We start from the raw sequence: 20,939 nt of genomic DNA, 5'->3' as shown, positions 1-20,939 counted from the left end.
GTGACTCCTTAAGCCGTTTTCAGCTCGCCAACCGGACGGGCTGGCTCAACTGCTGGATAGTAGGGTTCGTTATGGCGCGCTTTGTTACGCAGCCCTTCCGGCACCTCATAAAGCGGGCCGAGGTGCTGGTACTGCTGGGCCATATCGAGATAGCGGGCGCTGCCGAGCGTGTCCAGCCAGCGGAACGCGCCGCCGTGGAACGGAGGGAAGCCGAGGCCGTATACCAGCGCCATGTCGGCTTCTGCCGGGCTGGCGATAATGCCTTCTTCAAGGCAACGCACCACTTCGTTGATCATTGGAATCATCATCCGGGCGATGATCTCATCGTCCGTGAAGTCGCGCTTCGGCTGGCTAACGTCGGCCAGCAGGCCATCGACCACGGCATCTTCTTCTTTCTTCGGTTTACCTTTGCTGTCTTCTTTATAGCGCCAGAAGCCCAGGCCGTTCTTCTGGCCGAAGCGGTTGGCGTCGAACAGCGCGTCAATGGCGTCGCGATAATCTTTCTGCATGCGCTGCGGGAAGCCTGCCGCCATCACCGCCTGGGCGTGGTGGGCGGTATCAATGCCCACCACGTCCAGCAGATATGCCGGGCCCATTGGCCAGCCGAACTGTTTTTCCATTACTTTGTCGATTTTGCGGAAGTCCGCGCCGTCGCGCAGCAATTGGCTAAAACCGGCGAAGTACGGGAACAGCACGCGGTTAACAAAGAAGCCCGGGCAGTCGTTAACGACGATCGGTGTTTTACCCATCTTGCTTGCCCACGCCACCACTTTAGCAATGGTTTCGTCAGAGGTTTTTTCCCCACGGATCACTTCGACCAGCGGCATACGGTGTACCGGGTTGAAGAAGTGCATCCCGCAGAAGTTTTCCGGACGCTTCAGCACGCTCGCCAGCTCGCTGATTGGAATGGTGGAGGTGTTAGAGGCCAGTACGGTCTCAGGACGAACCTTGTCTTCCGTTTCCGCCAGCACCGCTTTTTTGACTTTCGGGTTCTCGACGACGGCTTCGACCACCACGTCGACACGGTCGAAACCGCTGTATTCCAGCACAGGCTGAATGGTGGAGATCACGCCTGCAAGCTTCAGCCCGTCAATTTTTCCGCGTTCCAGCTGCTTATTCAGCAGCTTGGCCGCTTCGGTCATGCCCAGCGTCAGAGATTTCTCGTTGATGTCTTTCATCACTACCGGTACGCCTTTCCAGGCCGACTGGTAAGCGATGCCGCCGCCCATAATACCGGCGCCGAGCACTGCCGCATGTTTTGGCGTCTCAACGTTTTTGGTCAGCTGTTTGGCTTTGCCCTTCACGAACTGATCGTTGAGGAAGATGCCAACCAGCGCGCGGGCTTCATTGGTGTGCGCCAGCGGAACAAAGCTTTGATTTTCGAGCTTCAGGGCTTCGTCGCGGCCAAATCGGGCTGCCGCTTCAATGGTTTTCACCGCCGTAATTGGCGCCGGGTAGTGTTTACCCGCCGTCTGCATCACCATGCCTTTGGCCATGGTGAAGCTCATGGTGGCTTCAATCTTGCTGAGCTTTAACGGCTCCAGCTTCGGCTGGCGCTTGGCCTTCCAGTCGAGATCGCCGTTAATCGCCTGACGCAGTATGGCAAGTGCGCCTTCAACCAGCTTCTCTGGCTTCACGACGCCGTCGACCAGGCCGATTTTCTGCGCCTGTTCCGCGCCTACGTCTTTACCAGCGGCAATGATTTCCAGGGCGCTGTCTGCACCCAGCATGCGCGGCATGCGCACGGATCCGCCAAAGCCCGGCATAATGCCCAGCTTGGTTTCCGGCAGGCCGATGCGCAGGTCCGGCGTCGCCAAACGGTAGTCGGTCGCCAGCACGCACTCGCACCCGCCGCCCAGCGCGTAGCCGTTCACGGCAGAGATCGTTGGAACAGGCAGATCTTCCAGGCGATTAAAGACGCTGTTGGCAAAGTGCAGCCACTGGCTCAGCTGTTCTTCCGGAACCTGGAACAGCGAAAGGAATTCGGTGATATCGGCACCGACAATAAAGGCCGCTTTGTTAGAGCGCAGCAGCAGCCCTTTTAATTCAGATTGCTTTTCAAGCACTTCCAGCGCCTGGCCAAGACTGGCCACCGTCGCGGTATCAAGCTTATTCACTGAGCCGGGGGCATCGAACACCAGTTCGGCAATGCCGTCTTCCAGCCAGTTGAGGTACAGGGTGTCGCCTTTGTAAAGCATGTCAGTCTCCTGAATCCAGCAAGTGGATCTGGTCATACCAGATGAAACGGAGTGTGGAATTTATGTTAATAAAATGCAAATTACTCATTAAGAAAATGCTGCATTGATCACGGTCGGTGGAAATCACGCAGCCGGAGTGAGGTGTGCTAAGATGCGATGACTTGAGGTCAAAAAAACGAAAGGAAGAATGATGGACTCACTGGCTTCGCTTTATAAAAATCATATCGTTACCCTACAGGAACGTACCCGCGATGTACTGGCCCGCTTCAAGCTGGATGCCCTGCTGATCCACTCCGGCGAGCTGATGAATACTTTTCTTGATGATCACGCCTACCCGTTTAAGGTCAACCCGCAGTTTAAAGCCTGGGTGCCGGTGACTCAGGTTCCAAATTGCTGGCTGCTGGTGGATGGCGTGAACAAGCCGAAACTGTGGTTCTACCTGCCGGTCGATTACTGGCACAACGTTGAACCATTGCCGACCTCTTTCTGGACGGAAGAAATTGAGGTTATTGCTCTGCCGAAAGCGGACGGTATTGGCAGCCAGCTGCCAGCGGCGCGCGGCAACATCGGCTACATCGGCCCCGTACCTGAACGTGCGCTCGGTCTGGATATTCCGGCAGATAAACTCAACCCGAAAGGCGTGCTGGATTACCTTCATTACTATCGCGCGTATAAGACTGACTACGAACTTTACTGCATGCGTGAAGCGCAAAAAACGGCGGTGAATGGCCACCGTGCCGCGCACGAGGCGTTCCAGTCAGGCATGAGCGAGTTCGACATTAACCAGGCCTACCTGACCGCAACCGGTCACCGCGACACCGACGTGCCGTACAGCAACATCGTCGCGCTGAACGAGCATGCGTCTGTTCTCCACTACACCAAACTGGATCACCAGGTTCCGTCTGAGATGCGCAGCTTCCTGCTGGATGCAGGCGCAGAGTACAACGGCTATGCGGCCGACCTGACCCGTACCTGGGCGGCAAATGCGGACACCGATTTCGCGCAGCTGATTAAAGACGTGAACGATGAACAGCTGGCGCTGATTGGCACCATGAAAGCCGGAACCAGCTACGTGGATTACCACATCCAGTTCCATCAGCGCATCGCCAAACTGCTGCGTAAGCATCAGGTTGTGAAAGACATGAGCGAAGAGGCGATGGTCGAGAACGATCTGACCGGGCCATTTATGCCGCACGGTATCGGCCACCCGCTGGGCCTGCAGGTTCACGACGTTGCGGGCTTTATGCAGGATGATACCGGCACGCACCTGGCGGCACCGTCTAAATATCCTTACCTGCGTTGCACCCGTATTCTTGAGCCGCGTATGGTACTGACGATTGAACCAGGGATCTACTTTATCGAATCCCTGCTGGCGCCGTGGCGTGAAGGTCAGTTCAGCAAACACTTCAACTGGGAAAAAATCGACGCGCTGAAGCCGTTTGGCGGCATTCGTATCGAAGATAACGTGGTGGTTCACGAAAACGGTATCGAGAATATGACGCGAGACCTGAAGCTGGCCTGATGGAAAGTTGGTTGATACCGGCTGAACCGGTCACCTTTGTCGAGGAAATCAAGAAAAGCCGCTTTATTACGCTGCTGGCGCATACCGATGGCGTAGAGGCGGCAAAGGCGTTTGTCGAGTCCGTCCGGGCCGAGCATCCTGACGCACGTCACCACTGCGTGGCGTGGGTGGCAGGGCCGCCTGACGATTCACAACAACTGGGGTTTTCCGACGATGGTGAACCGGCGGGCACGGCCGGTAAACCCATGCTTTCACAGCTGATGGGCAGCGGCGTGGGTGAAATTACCGCCGTGGTGGTGCGCTACTACGGCGGCATTCTGTTAGGTACGGGCGGGCTGGTTAAAGCGTATGGTGGCGGAGTTCAGCAGGCACTGAATATCCTGACGACCATCCGCAAAACGCCGCTCACCGAATATACTTTGTTGTGCGATTACGCTCAGCTATCGGGCATTGAAACGCTGCTCAAACAATTTAACGGCGTGATTGCGCACAGTGATTACCAGGCAATGGTGCAATTACGCGTGGCGCTTCCTCAGGCGGAACTGGCTGCTTTTTCAGCAAAACTGGCTGATTTCAGTCGCGGTTCGTTGCAATTGCTGCCGATTGAAGAATAATCCCCACCTCACTTTTTTGAATACCAAAGGAAACGGCAGAGATGCATTTTCGTGCCATAACCCGAATCGTTGGACTGCTGGTCATACTCTTTTCGGGGACGATGATTCTCCCTGGACTGGTGGCGCTTATCTACCGGGACGGCGCGGGGCGGGCATTTACCCAGACCTTCTTTGTCGCGCTGGCGATCGGCTCGCTGCTGTGGTGGCCGAACCGTCGTCAGAAAGGTGAGCTGAAATCTCGCGAAGGATTTCTGATTGTGGTCCTGTTCTGGACGGTGCTGGGAAGCGTCGGTTCGCTGCCCTTTATCTTCTCTGAACAGCCTAATCTCAGCATCACGGACGCCTTTTTTGAATCCTTCTCCGGATTAACGACCACCGGGGCGACGACGCTGGTGGGGCTGGATTCGTTACCGCACGCTATTCTCTTTTATCGCCAGATGCTGCAGTGGTTCGGGGGGATGGGGATCATCGTCCTGGCGGTGGCTATTCTCCCGATTCTGGGCGTCGGGGGGATGCAGCTGTACAGGGCTGAAATGCCGGGACCGCTGAAAGACAACAAGATGCGCCCGCGTATTGCCGAGACGGCGAAAACCCTGTGGCTGATTTATGTTCTGTTGACGGTAGCCTGCGCGCTGGCGCTCTGGTTTGCCGGGATGCCTGCTTTCGATGCTATCGGACACAGCTTTGCGACAATTGCTATCGGCGGGTTCTCCACCCACGACGCCAGCGTGGGCTACTTCGACAGTCCAACGATAAACACCATCATTGCCATTTTCCTGCTGATCTCCGGTTGTAACTACGGTCTGCACTTCTCGTTACTCAGCGGGCGTAGCCTGAAGGTGTACTCGCGCGATCCTGAGTTCCGCATGTTCATTGGCGTCCAGCTTACACTGGTCGTCATCTGCACCCTGGTGCTGTGGTTCCATGATGTTTACAACTCTGCGCTAACCACGCTTAATCAGGCGTTCTTCCAGGTGGTGTCGATGGCGACGACCGCTGGGTTTACCACGGACAGCATCGCGCGCTGGCCGCTGTTCCTGCCGGTACTGCTGCTGTGCTCTGCCTTTATCGGCGGCTGCGCCGGGTCTACGGGCGGTGGCCTGAAGGTGATTCGTATTCTGCTGCTGTTCAAGCAGGGGAACCGTGAGCTGAAGCGTCTGGTTCACCCGAATGCGGTCTACAGCATCAAGCTGGGTAACCGCGCGCTGCCGGAACGTATCCTCGAGGCGGTGTGGGGGTTCTTCTCGGCGTATGCGCTGGTCTTTATCGTCAGCATGCTGGCGATCATCGCGACGGGGGTGGATGATTTTTCCGCCTTTGCGTCCGTCGTCGCAACATTGAACAACCTCGGGCCTGGCCTGGGGGTTGTGGCGGATAACTTTGCCAGTATGAACCCGGTCGCGAAATGGATCCTCATTGCCAATATGCTGTTTGGTCGTCTTGAGGTCTTTACCCTGCTGGTGCTGTTCACCCCAACATTCTGGCGCGAATAAGGAGCCGTTGATGAAAACACTGATTCTTTTCTCTACGCGAGACGGGCAAACGCGTGAGATTGCCGCGTATCTGGCGTCGGAATTAAAAGAGCTGGGCATTTACTCGGATGTGGTGAACCTGAATCGCGCGGAGCAGATTGCCTGGCAGGAGTACGATCGCGTGGTGATTGGCGCCTCCATTCGTTACGGGCATTTCCATCCGGCGCTGGATCGCTTCGTGAAAAAGCACACGGCGGTACTCAACAAATTGCCGGGCGCGTTTTACTCGGTCAATCTGGTTGCCCGTAAAGCCGAGAAGCGTACGCCGCAGACCAACAGCTACACGCGCAAGTTTTTGCTCAGCTCGCCGTGGCAGCCAGACCTGTGTGCCGTTTTTGCCGGCGCGCTGCGCTACCCTCGCTACCGCTGGTATGACCGCTTTATGATCCGCCTGATTATGAAGATGACCGGGGGGGAAACCGATACGCGTAAAGAAGTGGTTTATACCGACTGGTCTCAGGTAGCCGGTTTTGCACGGGAAATTGCGCATTTAGCGGGCGATTCGCGACTTAAATAAGCGTTAAGTTTGAAAAGTGAGCGAACGAAAAGTTTTTTGTATTTTGTGCTTGTCACTGAAGAATAACTCCCTATAATGCGCCTCCACTGACACGGAACAACGGCACACACGCCGCCGGGTCAGCAGAGAAAGGCAAAATAAACGCTTGACTCTGAAGCGGGAAAGCGTAGTATGCACACCCCGCGCCGCAGCGAAAACGAAGCGGCACTGCTCTTTAACAATTTATCAGACAATCTGTGTGGGCACTCAAAGTGACATGGATTCTTAACGTCGCAAGACGAAAAATGAATACCAAGTCTCTGAGTGAACATACGTAATTCATTACGAAGTTTAATTCACGAGCATCAAACTTAAATTGAAGAGTTTGATCATGGCTCAGATTGAACGCTGGCGGCAGGCCTAACACATGCAAGTCGAACGGTAGCACAGAGAGCTTGCTCTCGGGTGACGAGTGGCGGACGGGTGAGTAATGTCTGGGAAACTGCCTGATGGAGGGGGATAACTACTGGAAACGGTAGCTAATACCGCATAACGTCGCAAGACCAAAGAGGGGGACCTTCGGGCCTCTTGCCATCAGATGTGCCCAGATGGGATTAGCTAGTAGGTGGGGTAACGGCTCACCTAGGCGACGATCCCTAGCTGGTCTGAGAGGATGACCAGCCACACTGGAACTGAGACACGGTCCAGACTCCTACGGGAGGCAGCAGTGGGGAATATTGCACAATGGGCGCAAGCCTGATGCAGCCATGCCGCGTGTATGAAGAAGGCCTTCGGGTTGTAAAGTACTTTCAGCGGGGAGGAAGGCGATAAGGTTAATAACCTTGTCGATTGACGTTACCCGCAGAAGAAGCACCGGCTAACTCCGTGCCAGCAGCCGCGGTAATACGGAGGGTGCAAGCGTTAATCGGAATTACTGGGCGTAAAGCGCACGCAGGCGGTCTGTCAAGTCGGATGTGAAATCCCCGGGCTCAACCTGGGAACTGCATTCGAAACTGGCAGGCTAGAGTCTTGTAGAGGGGGGTAGAATTCCAGGTGTAGCGGTGAAATGCGTAGAGATCTGGAGGAATACCGGTGGCGAAGGCGGCCCCCTGGACAAAGACTGACGCTCAGGTGCGAAAGCGTGGGGAGCAAACAGGATTAGATACCCTGGTAGTCCACGCCGTAAACGATGTCGACTTGGAGGTTGTGCCCTTGAGGCGTGGCTTCCGGAGCTAACGCGTTAAGTCGACCGCCTGGGGAGTACGGCCGCAAGGTTAAAACTCAAATGAATTGACGGGGGCCCGCACAAGCGGTGGAGCATGTGGTTTAATTCGATGCAACGCGAAGAACCTTACCTACTCTTGACATCCAGAGAACTTTCCAGAGATGGATTGGTGCCTTCGGGAACTCTGAGACAGGTGCTGCATGGCTGTCGTCAGCTCGTGTTGTGAAATGTTGGGTTAAGTCCCGCAACGAGCGCAACCCTTATCCTTTGTTGCCAGCGGTTAGGCCGGGAACTCAAAGGAGACTGCCAGTGATAAACTGGAGGAAGGTGGGGATGACGTCAAGTCATCATGGCCCTTACGAGTAGGGCTACACACGTGCTACAATGGCGCATACAAAGAGAAGCGACCTCGCGAGAGCAAGCGGACCTCATAAAGTGCGTCGTAGTCCGGATTGGAGTCTGCAACTCGACTCCATGAAGTCGGAATCGCTAGTAATCGTGGATCAGAATGCCACGGTGAATACGTTCCCGGGCCTTGTACACACCGCCCGTCACACCATGGGAGTGGGTTGCAAAAGAAGTAGGTAGCTTAACCTTCGGGAGGGCGCTTACCACTTTGTGATTCATGACTGGGGTGAAGTCGTAACAAGGTAACCGTAGGGGAACCTGCGGTTGGATCACCTCCTTACCTTAAAGAACCTGCCTTTGCAGTGCTCACACAGATTGTCTGATGAATGATGAACTTCTGAATGTACTTTTGAGTGCATTAAGAAGTTTTGCTCTTTAAAAATCTGGATCAAGCTGAAAATTGAAACGACACACATGTTATGTGTGTTCGAGTCTCTCAAATTTTCGCAATCAGAAGTGAAACATCTTCGGGTTGTGAGGTTAAGCGACTAAGCGTACACGGTGGATGCCCTGGCAGTCAGAGGCGATGAAGGACGTGCTAATCTGCGAAAAGCGCCGGCGAGGTGATATGAACCTTTGACCCGGCGATGTCCGAATGGGGAAACCCAGTGTGATTCGTCACACTATCGTTAACTGAATACATAGGTTAACGAGGCGAACCGGGGGAACTGAAACATCTAAGTACCCCGAGGAAAAGAAATCAACCGAGATTCCCCCAGTAGCGGCGAGCGAACGGGGAGCAGCCCGGAGTCTGAATCAGCTTGTGTGTTAGTGGAAGCGTCTGGAAAGTCGCACGGTACAGGGTGACAGTCCCGTACACGAAAGCACACAGGCTGTGAACTCGAAGAGTAGGGCGGGACACGTGGTATCCTGTCTGAATATGGGGGGACCATCCTCCAAGGCTAAATACTCCTGACTGACCGATAGTGAACCAGTACCGTGAGGGAAAGGCGAAAAGAACCCCGGCGAGGGGAGTGAAAAAGAACCTGAAACCGTGTACGTACAAGCAGTGGGAGCACCTTCGTGGTGTGACTGCGTACCTTTTGTATAATGGGTCAGCGACTTATATTCTGTAGCAAGGTTAACCGTATAGGGGAGCCGTAGGGAAACCGAGTCTTAACTGGGCGTTAAGTTGCAGGGTATAGACCCGAAACCCGGTGATCTAGCCATGGGCAGGTTGAAGGTTGGGTAACACTAACTGGAGGACCGAACCGACTAATGTTGAAAAATTAGCGGATGACCTGTGGCTGGGGGTGAAAGGCCAATCAAACCGGGAGATAGCTGGTTCTCCCCGAAAGCTATTTAGGTAGCGCCTCGTGAACTCATCTTCGGGGGTAGAGCACTGTTTCGGCTAGGGGGCCATCCCGGCTTACCAACCCGATGCAAACTACGAATACCGAAGAATGTTATCACGGGAGACACACGGCGGGTGCTAACGTCCGTCGTGAAGAGGGAAACAACCCAGACCGCCAGCTAAGGTCCCAAAGTCATGGTTAAGTGGGAAACGATGTGGGAAGGCACAGACAGCCAGGATGTTGGCTTAGAAGCAGCCATCATTTAAAGAAAGCGTAATAGCTCACTGGTCGAGTCGGCCTGCGCGGAAGATGTAACGGGGCTAAACCATGCACCGAAGCTGCGGCAGCGACACTATGTGTTGTTGGGTAGGGGAGCGTTCTGTAAGCCGTCGAAGGTGGCCTGTGAGGGCTGCTGGAGGTATCAGAAGTGCGAATGCTGACATAAGTAACGATAAAGCGGGTGAAAAGCCCGCTCGCCGGAAGACCAAGGGTTCCTGTCCAACGTTAATCGGGGCAGGGTGAGTCGACCCCTAAGGCGAGGCCGAAAGGCGTAGTCGATGGGAAACAGGTTAATATTCCTGTACTTGGTGTTACTGCGAAGGGGGGACGGAGAAGGCTATGTCAGCCGGGCGACGGTTGTCCCGGTTTAAGCGTGTAGGTGTGTGTTCCAGGCAAATCCGGTTCACTTTAACACTGAGGCGTGATGACGAGGCACTACGGTGCTGAAGTGATAAATGCCCTGCTTCCAGGAAAAGCCTCTAAGCATCAGGTAACACGAAATCGTACCCCAAACCGACACAGGTGGTCAGGTAGAGAATACCAAGGCGCTTGAGAGAACTCGGGTGAAGGAACTAGGCAAAATGGTGCCGTAACTTCGGGAGAAGGCACGCTGATATGTAGGTGAAGCCCCTGCGGGCGGAGCTGAAATCAGTCGAAGATACCAGCTGGCTGCAACTGTTTATTAAAAACACAGCACTGTGCAAACACGAAAGTGGACGTATACGGTGTGACGCCTGCCCGGTGCCGGAAGGTTAATTGATGGGGTTAGCGGCAACGCGAAGCTCTTGATCGAAGCCCCGGTAAACGGCGGCCGTAACTATAACGGTCCTAAGGTAGCGAAATTCCTTGTCGGGTAAGTTCCGACCTGCACGAATGGCGTAATGATGGCCAGGCTGTCTCCACCCGAGACTCAGTGAAATTGAACTCGCTGTGAAGATGCAGTGTACCCGCGGCAAGACGGAAAGACCCCGTGAACCTTTACTATAGCTTGACACTGAACACTGGTCCTTGATGTGTAGGATAGGTGGGAGGCTTTGAAGCGTGGACGCCAGTCTGCGTGGAGCCGTCCTTGAAATACCACCCTTTAATGGCTGGTGTTCTAACGTGGACCCGTGATCCGGGTTGCGGACAGTGTCTGGTGGGTAGTTTGACTGGGGCGGTCTCCTCCCAAAGAGTAACGGAGGAGCACGAAGGTTAGCTAATCCTGGTCGGACATCAGGAGGTTAGTGCAATGGCATAAGCTAGCTTGACTGCGAGAGTGACGGCTCGAGCAGGTGCGAAAGCAGGTCATAGTGATCCGGTGGTTCTGAATGGAAGGGCCATCGCTCAACGGATAAAAGGTACTCCGGGGATAACAGGCTGATACCGCCCAAGAGTTCATATCGACGGCGGTGTTTGGCACCTCGATGTCGGCTCATCACATCCTGGGGCTGAAGTAGGTCCCAAGGGTATGGCTGTTCGCCATTTAAAGTGGTACGCGAGCTGGGTTTAGAACGTCGTGAGACAGTTCGGTCCCTATCTGCCGTGGGCGCTGGAGAATTGAGGGGGGCTGCTCCTAGTACGAGAGGACCGGAGTGGACGCATCACTGGTGTTCGGGTTGTCATGCCAATGGCACTGCCCGGTAGCTAAATGCGGAAGAGATAAGTGCTGAAAGCATCTAAGCACGAAACTTGCCCCGAGATGAGTTCTCCCTGAGACTTTAAGTCTCCTGAAGGAACGTTGAAGACGACGACGTTGATAGGTCGGGTGTGTAAGCGCAGCGATGCGTTGAGCTAACCGATACTAATGAACCGTGAGGCTTAACCTTACAACGCCGAAGATGTTTTGGCGGAAGAGACAGAAGATTTTCAGCCTTGATACAGATTAACAGAATTTGCCTGGCGGCTTTAGCGCGGTGGTCCCACCTGACCCCATGCCGAACTCAGAAGTGAAACGCCGTAGCGCCGATGGTAGTGTGGGGTCTCCCCATGTGAGAGTAGGGAACTGCCAGGCATCAATTAAGTAAAGAGGCCATCCGCAAGGATGGCCTTTTTGCGTTTCTGCGCTGCACAAACTAATCCCCCAACGCTCTGCTTATACGGTAAACTACCTGCGTTTTTGCATCAGGATAGCGTCTATGAACCACTCCCTTAAGCCCTGGAATACCTTTGGCATTCAACGTAATGCTAATCAAATTGTACGTGCCGATACAGCACAGCAGCTGCTGGATGCATGGCAAAGCGCAACAGAAAATAACGAACCCGTACTGATTCTGGGCGAAGGAAGCAATGTCCTGTTTCTCGACGATTTCGCGGGCACGGTAATTGTTAACCGCATCATGGGTATTGGTGTGGAAGAGCGCACTGATAGCTGGCATCTGCACGTGGGTGCCGGAGAAAACTGGCATCACCTGGTGCAATTTACCCTCGAAAAAGGGATGCCGGGTCTGGAAAACCTGGCGCTTATACCAGGCTGTGCCGGATCGTCACCCATTCAAAACATCGGCGCCTACGGCATCGAACTGAAACATGTCTGTGAGTATGTCGACTGCATCGAACTGGCGACCGGAACGGCTAAGCGCTTAACGGCAGAGCAGTGCCGTTTCGGCTACCGTGACAGTATCTTCAAGCATGAATATCAGGATCGCTACGTGATTATCGCCGTGGGCCTGTGCCTGTCGAAAAACTGGCAGCCCGTACTCACCTACGGTGATTTAACGCGGCTCGATCCGGCTACCGTCACCCCCCGCGACGTATTTGACTCAGTTTGCCATATGCGGATGACTAAACTTCCCGATCCGAAAGTAAACGGAAATGCTGGAAGCTTCTTCAAAAACCCGGTTATCAGCAGCGAAAATGCAAAAGCCTTCCTTGAAGGATGGCCCACTGCGCCACATTACCCTCAGACCGATGGCAGCGTGAAGCTGGCTGCAGGCTGGCTGATCGATCAATGCCAGTTAAAAGGCGCTTCAGTAGGTGGCGCTGCCGTTCACCAGCAGCAGGCTCTGGTACTGATTAATCAATGCGATGCGACCAGCGATGATGTTGTGCAGCTGGCTCATTATGTTCGTCAGCGTGTGGGCGAAAAGTTTAACGTCTGGCTGGAGCCAGAAGTCCGCTTCATTGGTTGCACAGGTGAAGTGAATGCCGTGGAGACCATTGCGTGAAGGACAATACCATTCCGTTAACCCTGATTAGCATCCTTGCAGACGGGGAGTTCCACTCTGGCGAGCAACTGGGCGAGCAGCTTGGCATGAGCCGTGCCGGCATTAACAAGCATATTCAGACCCTCCGCGACTGGGGTGTTGATGTGTTCACGGTACCCGGAAAAGGCTACAGCCTGCCGGAGCCAATTCAATTGCTGAATGAAGACGTCATCCGCAGCCAGCTTGGACACGGCAATGTTGCGGTGCTGCCGGTGATTGATTCGACGAACCAGTACCTTATGGATCGGCTGAGCGAACTCTCATCCGGCGATGCCTGTGTTGCCGAGTATCAGCAGGCCGGTCGTGGCCGTCGCGGTCGCAAATGGTTCTCGCCATTTGGCGCTAATCTCTATCTGTCCATGTACTGGCGTCTGGAGCAGGGGCCTGCCGCAGCCATTGGCCTGAGTCTGGTCATTGGTATTGTCATGGCGGAAGTACTGCACGATCTGGGTGCCGATCGGGTCCGTGTTAAATGGCCAAACGATCTGTACCTCAACGATCGTAAACTTGCCGGGATCCTGGTCGAACTGACGGGCAAGACCGGTGATGCGGCGCAAATTGTCATTGGTGCGGGCCTCAATATGGTGATGCGTACTGTCCAGAATGACGTGGTGAATCAGGCCTGGACCAACCTCCAGGAGGCGGGGATCGTTATCGATCGTAACACTCTTGCCGTGCGCATGATTAAAGAGCTACGTAGCTCACTCACGCTTTTTGAACAGGAAGGTCTGGCACCGTTCCTGTCTCGTTGGGAAAAGCTGGATAACTTTATTAACCGCCCGGTGAAACTGCTGATTGGTGATAAAGAAATCTACGGGGTTTCCCGCGGTATTGACGCACAGGGCGCGCTGCTTCTGGAGCAGGATGGCGCGATCAAGCCCTGGGTGGGTGGTGAAATTTCCTTGCGAAGCGCCGAATAACCGGAAGGAGTGAACGATGCGAAACTCTGTCTGCAATAACCCACTGACTATCCCCTCTCCCCTATGGGGAGAGGGTTAGGGTGAGGGGTAAATCAGTTACTGCGGATACGGTACCCAATCCCCGCCGTTCAGACGAACGTACGGCTTGTTCTGATACTGAATCACCACCGCGTTGGCATTCTCGGAGACTTCTGCCGTTTGCGGCAGGTTACTGGTGAGCTGATCCCAGTTCACGCTATCTTCCACAAACAGCTTACCGTCAACGGCGCGGGCCACCAGTTCTGAGATCGCCAGATAGCTGGTTGGCTGAGCGATCTCAATCGGTGCACCCTGGTGCGGTGCCTTCATGCCAAAGAATTTAATGCCTGCTGGCACGTTGGTGATGGACGGGCTTGGGATATCACGGAGACCTGACACCTGCATTCTGTCGCCCTTCAGCGCGCCACCGTGCTCAGGTACCACTACCACCATTACTTTACGGCCGGATTTTTCCAGCTCCGTGAAGAACGCATCCAGCTCGTCAAAAAATTTCTGCGCACGCACTTTATAATCCGCCGTTTTGCTCACGCCCGGGAAGTGGTTACCGTCGTGAAGCGGCAGGGTGTTATAGAACGTCGCACTGCGCGGATTACTGTCCTTTTCGATGGTCTGCAGCCAGCGCTGCAGCACGGCGGTATCGTCATAAACCGGCGAACCGTCGAAGCCCAGCAGCGTAACGGGAAGACCGGTCTGATCCATCAGCGGCGCCTGCATGCCACCCTGTTCACGCACCTCTTTCAGGAAGTTACCGAACTGGCCGTTATGCCCCAGCATCAGGTGCTGCGTAAAGCCTAGCTTCGCGAGGTTATCGAACAGATAACACTGGTTACCAGCGGGTTGATAGAGGTTTTTATGCGAAGTCTGACCGCAGCTTGCGCGCAGCAGGCGTATAGCCGCCGGGCCGCTGTACGAGGTGGCAGAGTTAAAATCTTTAAACTGGATGTCAAAGTGGGACCACAGCGGGTGAGACATCAAACCGGCGGCATCCACATCGGCCCAGGAGAGGGAACAGATGTTAATCAGCAGCAGCTCAAACGGCTGAGCATCTGCCGGCAGCGCGTCGGGGAATTTCGTCTGTCGCTTGTCTTCTGCGGTATAGAAGCTGGAAAGCCACGCATTGAGATTGGTGGAGGTTGGCGGTGCGGTCTGCGTTGGAATATCGCCCACCACCGGCGTATCGCCTGCCGTTGTAACGGTAGCCGCTGCGCTTCCTCCCGTCGTAGTCACCGTTGTCGTCGGCTGGCCGGCAGGCCAAAGAGAAAAGCTTGGTCCCGCCAGCGTCAGCACGTTAAGCCAGATCATAATGGCGACGACAAACACCGTGACGCGGATCCACTGTGACAGGAACAGCCAGGCAACCAGCAGGACAAAGACGGCGCCAATCATCTGCCAGTTAATGAAACGTTCAACCAGGTCAAGCATATAGTCTGCACTGAATCCCGCGACCTGCGATCCCTGGCTCATTATGCTCTCCGGTCCGGGAAGCCAGGTATCGTGCCAGAACAGCGCAAAGCCGACGGGGATGGCAACCCAGTGACGTAAACGATGCAGCCTGATGTTCGGCAGAGGCATCAGCAGGAAGGCCATAAACACCAGGTTAAGCAGGGGATGGAAATTCAGATAGCCTGCCCACAGCAGACCAAACTTCACCAGAAAGTAGAAGTTCCAGCCGGAAAGGCCGCGCCAGTATTGCCAGAGCGGCGAGGGTGACGAAGCGGTATAGGTAGAATTAGTCATGTTTACGGTCTGCCTTGACGTGTGATGCCCGTGTCAGTGTTCCGGCTGGTTTTACATAGCGAGGTTTTATAAACATCACTCTGGCCGTATCACGGATACGGCGTATGGAATGGCGCGCATAGTAGCCAAGCGGGAAAAAGATCAGCGCACAGAATACGACCAGTTGAATGATATCGCTGATATTCATGATGGTGCGTTCTCCCCATTCTCAGTTAATAAGCGAAGGGGCTCCGGAACCCGACGCCAAACATGTCCGTCATGTCTGGCATTAAGGATCGGTTTTACATCGCTCGTGATTGCGAGCGGTTTAACCCATTGTTCAGGCTGAAGTGCGCGCATCTGCACCAGCTCCGCGCTAATAGCATTATCTTCGAACCAAATCATACGGTTCGAGAAGATGTCCCCGGTAGGCAGGGGGAAGATGTGGTTAAGCGCGGTATCAAGATCGTTTACCCGGCAGAAGGATAAAAATAACACCAGGCGATTATCGCCAATGGTCATAATGTCCCCTGTACGGTTCGGGCGGCATAAGGTGAGCGCCTGCTCAACGCGAATACCCGGTACCGGGCGCAGGGCAACCATGACCCCTTTACCGTCCGCGGGGAGTAACGTGTTGCTCATCATGTTGCCGATGGCATCGCAGAACGTATCCCATTTCTGGTAGCCGCGCAGCTTCATCGGCTGGGTCATGGAGAGCAGCGTGGAGATGTCTTCCGGTACATGGCGGCTGAACTGCTGGCCCTGAACGCTTTCAATGAGCGTCAGGCAGCGTGACAGTGGTGCATTCCATGGAATAACCATATTTGCCCCACAGCCCAGAAGCAGACGCTCATCAGTTGCGCGCAGGCTGGTATTATTTTCGCGCACCACAATTTTTAACGCGCTGCCGCGCTGGCGGCGCAGGGTGTGAATTTGTCTCGCCAGCGTCTCAATCTGGTTATTCTGCATCAACGAGAAAACAAGGGTGGCTGCCTGGGTGGTGCGCGCTTCATGAAAAAGCGCTTCGTTAGACTCAAACAGCGACCAGTTTTCCGAAAGCGCGGGCGCACCTTCTAAAACTGCAATATGGCTCAGGATGCGTTTTTCGTCACTTCGCGGCTGCACCACGGTTTCTTCCTGCTGTGCCAGGTGCCATTTCCCCTCAACAGGTTTAAGGGTCAGCTGTTGCCTGGCGCTCACGCCCTTTTCATTGCACCAGAAGGCAATATCGTAGAGATAGCTTCCTGCCTGGTCACGAAGACTTGCCAGTCCGAACAGGGAGCGATATTCGCCCATTAAAAGTGAGAATAGCTTGTCATTATTACTGCCGGGGTTGACGACCAATAGCGTGCAATTTTGAAATTTTGCCCATTTATTGATTTTTTCCAGCCACGACAGCAGTTTTTCGGCAGGAATATTTTGCAGTGTGTTATTTGCGCATTTAAGAATCACTAAATAGTGATCCGGATCAATAGAGCACTGAACGTCGCGGGGCAAACAGTATAGACTATCCGCTTCCGCTGACATGGAAAATAAACGTACTTTTTGAGGTCCGCAGTCACTTTCCAGCGTGATAATTTTCTTCGGCTCTTCGCCCATGCTAATGACGGCCACGCGGGAATCCTTACCCTGAGCGGCAATTGTCTGGTTTACCAGGCTGATAGCATCTTCATTACGATCCGTATTAATCCACCAGACTCCACCGACTGGCATGTGGCTCAATTCGTCCCATAATGACTGGATGCCAATAGAAAATATGGAGTCCACGATGTCCCTCTTTTCGTCTAATTTGTCTGTATCTCAGTTTACTAGCGAAAGCGTAGAAATAAACCTAACATTGAAATTAAAGAACATCAGATTTAGCATGTAAATGAAATTTGTCAGGGCAGGATGCCCTGCAACTTCCGAGCGTGCGATTTTCCTCAAAGGGATGGAATAAGAATGGATAATAACGAACCTGGAACCCCAGTCGATTCGACTCTGGGTTACACATTCCAAAACGATTTTCTGGCGCTGGCGCAGGCCTTTTCTCTACCTGAAATAGATTATACCGATATTTCCCAGCGGGAACAGTTGGCCGCGGCTATTAAACGCTGGCCGTTATTAGCTGAATTCGCCCATCAACAATAAGGGAGCCATTGATGGCCATACTCGGATTACAGGGCGTCCGTGGCGGTGTGGGTACCACATCTGTTACCGCGGCGCTGGCGTGGTCATTACAGCTTTTAGGTGAATCGGTGCTGGTGATTGACGCCTGCGCCGATAATTTGCTGCGTATGTCGTTCAACGTCGACTTTACTCGCGAAGAGGGCTGGGCCCGCGCGCTGCTTGATGACAAAGACTGGCGGGATGCGGGTCTGCGCTATACCTCCCAGCTTGATTTGCTGCCTTTTGGCCAACTGACCACCACGGAACGCGAGAATGAGGCCGCCTATCAGCGTCTGTTTTCGCAGTTCACGCTTGCGCTGCAGAGTCTGAAAGAAAAGGGGCACTACCAGTGGATCCTGCTGGATCTGCCGCACGGCGCCGGGACGCTGACCCGACAGCTCATCGCCCAGTGCGACCATGTACTTTCCGTGGTGAACGTGGATGCGAACTGCCATATTCGACTGCATCAGCAGGGTCTGCCTCAAAACGCGCATCTTCTGATTAACGATTTACGTATCGGTAGCCAAATTCAGGACGATCTCTATCAGGTGTGGCTGCAAAGCCAGCGCCGCCTGCTGCCCATTGTGATTCATCGCGATGAGGGGATGGCGGAATGCCTCGCCTCCAAGCAGCCGCTCGGCGAATACCGCAGCGACTCGCTGGCAGCAGAAGAGATCCTGACGCTGGCTAACTGGTGTCTGCTGAACTTCGCCAGCAAGGCGGAGCCGGCAGGGAGTTCGGTATGAGTCGACTCGCCAGCTGGCTTCTTATCCCACCGGTCAGTTCGCGTTTGAGCGACCATTACCGGCACTTTCGCCGGCATGGTGCCCCGGCATTCAGCGCCGCGCTCGGCTGTTTTTGGATGATTCTGGCCTGGACGTTCATTCCACTCGAACACCCGCGCTGGCAGCGCATACGTGCACGCCACGGCGAATTATATCCACATATTAACCCCGACCGGCCACGGCCTTTGGATCCGGCGCGCTATCTTATTCAGACCATTTGGCTGGCGGTCACGTCATCCCGTGCGGAGAAAATAACGCCGCACTGGCGCAGCTATTCCCGCGTACAGCAGTTACGTGAACGCTATCACCAGTGGCTGGATAAACTGCCCGATAGCGTCAGCGATAAGACCAGCCATCTGGATAACCATAAAGAGCTCGGGCACCTCCATCCGGGCTTGCGGCGTTTTATCCTTGGCGTGATTGTCGTGTTCTCGCTCATTCTGGCGCTGGTCTGTATCACGCAACCCTTCAATCCCCTGGCGCAGTTCACCTTCCTGATCCTGTTGTGGGGCGTGGCGTTGCTGGTTCGCCGTATTCCGGGCCGCTTCTCGGCGCTGATGCTGATTGTGCTGTCGCTGACGGTTTCCTGCCGCTACATCTGGTGGCGTTACACCTCAACGCTGAACTGGGACGATCCGGTCAGCCTGGTGTGCGGTCTGGTGCTGCTGTTTGCTGAGACCTATGCCTGGATTGTGCTGGTTCTGGGCTATTTCCAGGTGATCTGGCCGCTCAACCGCCAGCCGGTTCCGCTGCCAAAGGACACCACGCAGTGGCCGACTGTCGATCTCTTCGTTCCGACCTACAACGAAGATCTGAGCGTGGTGAAAAACACCATCTATGCCGCGCTGGGCATCGACTGGCCGAAAGATAAGCTCAAAGTCTGGATCCTGGATGACGGCAATCGTCCGGCGTTCCGCCAGTTTGCAGAAGAGGTCGGCGTCGAGTATATCGCCCGTCCGACTCACGAGCATGCGAAGGCCGGTAATATCAACAACGCCCTGAAGTATGCCACCGGGGAGTTCGTCTCGATCTTTGACTGCGACCACGTGCCGACGCGCTCGTTCCTGCAGATGACCATGGGCTGGTTCCTGAAAGAGAAAGAGCTGGCGATGATGCAGACGCCGCACCATTTCTTCTCGCCGGACCCGTTTGAACGTAACCTTGGCCGCTTCCGCAAAACCCCGAACGAAGGCACGCTGTTCTATGGGCTGGTGCAGGACGGGAACGACATGTGGGATGCCACCTTCTTCTGCGGCTCCTGCGCGGTTATCCGCCGTAAGCCGCTGGATGAAATCGGCGGAATTGCCGTTGAGACGGTGACCGAAGATGCGCACACCTCTCTGCGCCTGCACCGTCGGGGCTATACCTCTGCCTATATGCGTATCCCCCAGGCCGCCGGTCTGGCGACGGAATCACTCTCGGCGCACATTGGCCAGCGTATTCGCTGGGCGCGCGGCATGGTGCAGATTTTCCGTCTCGATAACCCGCTGATAGGGAAAGGCCTCAAGCTGGCGCAGCGTCTTTGCTACGTCAACGCTATGTTCCACTTCTTGTCCGGCATCCCGCGGCTTATCTTCCTGACCGCGCCGCTGGCGTTCCTGCTCCTTCACGCCTATATCATCTACGCCCCCGCGCTGATGATTGCGCTGTTCGTTCTGCCGCACATGATCCACGCGAGCCTGACGAACTCGAAGATCCAGGGCAAATACCGCCACTCCTTCTGGAGTGAAATCTACGAAACGGTGCTGGCGTGGTACATCGCGCCGCCGACGATGGTCGCGCTGATTAACCCGCATAAAGGTAAATTCAACGTCACCGCGAAGGGCGGTCTGGTGGAAGAGGAGTACGTCGACTGGGTGATCTCCCGCCCGTACATCTTCCTCGTGCTGCTGAATATTGTCGGCGTTATCGCCGGCATCTGGCGCTACTTCTACGGCCCGGAAAACGAAATCCTGACCGTGTTTGTGAGTATGGCCTGGGTGTTCTACAACCTGATAATCCTCGGCGGCGCGGTGGCGGTGTCGGTGGAGAGTAAACAGGTTCGTCGCGCGCATCGCGTTGAAATCTGTATGCCTGCGGCGATTGCCCGTGAAGATGGCCACCTCTTCTCCTGTACGGTGCACGATTTCTCTGACGGTGGTCTGGGGATCAAAATCAACGGCCAGGCGAAAGTGCTGGAAGGGCAGAAGGTTAACCTGCTGCTCAAGCGCGGCCAGCAAGAGTATGTCTTCCCGACGCAGGTGGTGCGTGTGGCAGGCAGTGAGGTGGGTCTGCAGCTGATGCCGTTGACCAAAAAGCAACACATTGATTTTGTGCAGTGTACGTTTGCCCGTGCGGATACATGGGCTCTCTGGCAGGACAGCTTCCCGGAAGATAAACCTCTGGAAAGCCTGCTGGATATTCTGAAGCTGGGGTTCCGTGGCTATCGTCACCTTGCAGAATTTGCCCCGTCGTCGGTGAAATTAATTTTCCGGTCACTTACTTCGCTGGTTTCCTGGGTCGTGTCGTTTGTTCCTCGTCGTCCTGAGCGGGATGAGGCGAAGCAGGCGGACCCGGTTATGGCTCAACAATGATGAT

General features: G+C 54.8%; 13 protein-coding genes and 3 rRNA genes. 12 read left to right on the top strand and 4 right to left on the bottom strand.

Translation table 11 applies throughout. From position 1 onward, the window contains the following. Positions 1-8 precede the first annotated feature (8 nt). Complete coding sequence (fadB, locus tag AC4ICF_RS22200; protein ID WP_163330929.1) at positions 9-2,198, bottom strand: fatty acid oxidation complex subunit alpha FadB; 2,190 nt, start codon at positions 2,196-2,198, stop codon at positions 9-11. 190 nt (positions 2,199-2,388) lie between these two features. Here fadB and pepQ point away from each other — a divergent pair, with 190 nt between their 5' ends. The 9 genes from pepQ (at position 2,389) to birA (ending at position 13,674) form a co-directional block, all read left to right on the top strand. Beyond that, positions 2,389-3,720, top strand: coding sequence for a Xaa-Pro dipeptidase (pepQ, locus tag AC4ICF_RS22195; protein WP_316380886.1), 1,332 nt, complete (start codon positions 2,389-2,391; stop codon positions 3,718-3,720). Continuing rightward, the gene (locus AC4ICF_RS22190) at positions 3,720-4,334 is read left to right on the top strand and encodes an IMPACT family protein (RefSeq protein ID WP_063155602.1); all 615 of its coding nucleotides are present in this window, start codon (positions 3,720-3,722) and stop codon (positions 4,332-4,334) included. Before pepQ ends, AC4ICF_RS22190 begins: the two co-directional genes overlap by 1 nt. A gap of 41 nt (positions 4,335-4,375) precedes the next feature. Continuing rightward, entirely contained in the window at positions 4,376-5,827 is a 1,452-nt protein-coding gene (trkH, locus tag AC4ICF_RS22185) for a Trk system potassium transporter TrkH (RefSeq protein WP_116343725.1), read from the top strand. A gap of 10 nt (positions 5,828-5,837) precedes the next feature. Then, entirely contained in the window at positions 5,838-6,383 is a 546-nt protein-coding gene (hemG, locus tag AC4ICF_RS22180; protein ID WP_192984991.1) for a menaquinone-dependent protoporphyrinogen IX dehydrogenase, read from the top strand. 352 nt (positions 6,384-6,735) lie between these two features. Next, positions 6,736-8,275 (top strand): 16S ribosomal RNA (locus AC4ICF_RS22175). 198 nt (positions 8,276-8,473) lie between these two features. Then, positions 8,474-11,377: ribosomal RNA gene (locus tag AC4ICF_RS22170) — 23S ribosomal RNA — on the top strand. 69 nt (positions 11,378-11,446) lie between these two features. Beyond that, positions 11,447-11,562 (top strand): 5S ribosomal RNA (gene rrf / locus AC4ICF_RS22165). Together the 16S, 23S and 5S rRNA genes form the textbook arrangement of a ribosomal RNA operon. Positions 11,563-11,686: 124 nt before the next feature. Next, entirely contained in the window at positions 11,687-12,715 is a 1,029-nt protein-coding gene (gene murB / locus AC4ICF_RS22160; protein ID WP_316380201.1) for a UDP-N-acetylmuramate dehydrogenase, read from the top strand. Next, positions 12,712-13,674, top strand: coding sequence for a bifunctional biotin--[acetyl-CoA-carboxylase] ligase/biotin operon repressor BirA (birA, locus tag AC4ICF_RS22155; RefSeq protein ID WP_116342876.1), 963 nt, complete (start codon positions 12,712-12,714; stop codon positions 13,672-13,674). Before murB ends, birA begins: the two co-directional genes overlap by 4 nt. 96 nt (positions 13,675-13,770) lie before the next feature. Here birA and bcsG read toward each other — a convergent pair whose 3' ends face one another. The 3 genes from bcsG to bcsE are packed head-to-tail and all read right to left on the bottom strand — an operon-like array spanning position 13,771 to position 17,196. After that, positions 13,771-15,450 (bottom strand): cellulose biosynthesis protein BcsG, encoded by a 1,680-nt coding sequence (gene bcsG / locus AC4ICF_RS22150; protein WP_316380202.1) that lies wholly within the window; start codon positions 15,448-15,450, stop codon positions 13,771-13,773. Further along, positions 15,443-15,637, bottom strand: coding sequence for a cellulose biosynthesis protein BcsF (bcsF, locus tag AC4ICF_RS22145; RefSeq protein WP_014885605.1), 195 nt, complete (start codon positions 15,635-15,637; stop codon positions 15,443-15,445). The genes bcsG and bcsF overlap by 8 nt, the downstream gene beginning before the upstream one ends. After that, positions 15,634-17,196, bottom strand: a complete 1,563-nt coding sequence (gene bcsE, locus AC4ICF_RS22140) for a cellulose biosynthesis c-di-GMP-binding protein BcsE (RefSeq protein WP_491466134.1) — start codon at positions 17,194-17,196, stop codon at positions 15,634-15,636. Before bcsE ends, bcsF begins: the two co-directional genes overlap by 4 nt. Before the next feature lie 174 nt (positions 17,197-17,370). On the opposite strand from bcsE, the gene bcsR reads away from it, so the two are divergent. The 3 genes from bcsR to bcsA are packed head-to-tail and all read left to right on the top strand — an operon-like array spanning position 17,371 to position 20,935. Further along, positions 17,371-17,559: a cellulose biosynthesis protein BcsR gene (bcsR, locus tag AC4ICF_RS22135; protein ID WP_116342870.1), complete on the top strand. Its 189-nt coding sequence runs from the start codon at positions 17,371-17,373 to the stop codon at positions 17,557-17,559. A gap of 11 nt (positions 17,560-17,570) precedes the next feature. Further along, positions 17,571-18,323 (top strand): cellulose biosynthesis protein BcsQ, encoded by a 753-nt coding sequence (gene bcsQ, locus AC4ICF_RS22130; RefSeq protein ID WP_028014760.1) that lies wholly within the window; start codon positions 17,571-17,573, stop codon positions 18,321-18,323. After that, positions 18,320-20,935, top strand: coding sequence for a UDP-forming cellulose synthase catalytic subunit (gene bcsA, locus AC4ICF_RS22125; RefSeq protein ID WP_316380204.1), 2,616 nt, complete (start codon positions 18,320-18,322; stop codon positions 20,933-20,935). The genes bcsQ and bcsA overlap by 4 nt, the downstream gene beginning before the upstream one ends. Positions 20,936-20,939 lie beyond the last annotated feature (4 nt).

It is taken from the genome of Enterobacter sp. ECC_219_Taxon_10 (genome assembly GCF_058354905.1).
The sequence above is the reverse complement of the archived record's forward strand: the minus strand, read 5'-3'. Positions and strand labels throughout refer to the sequence as shown.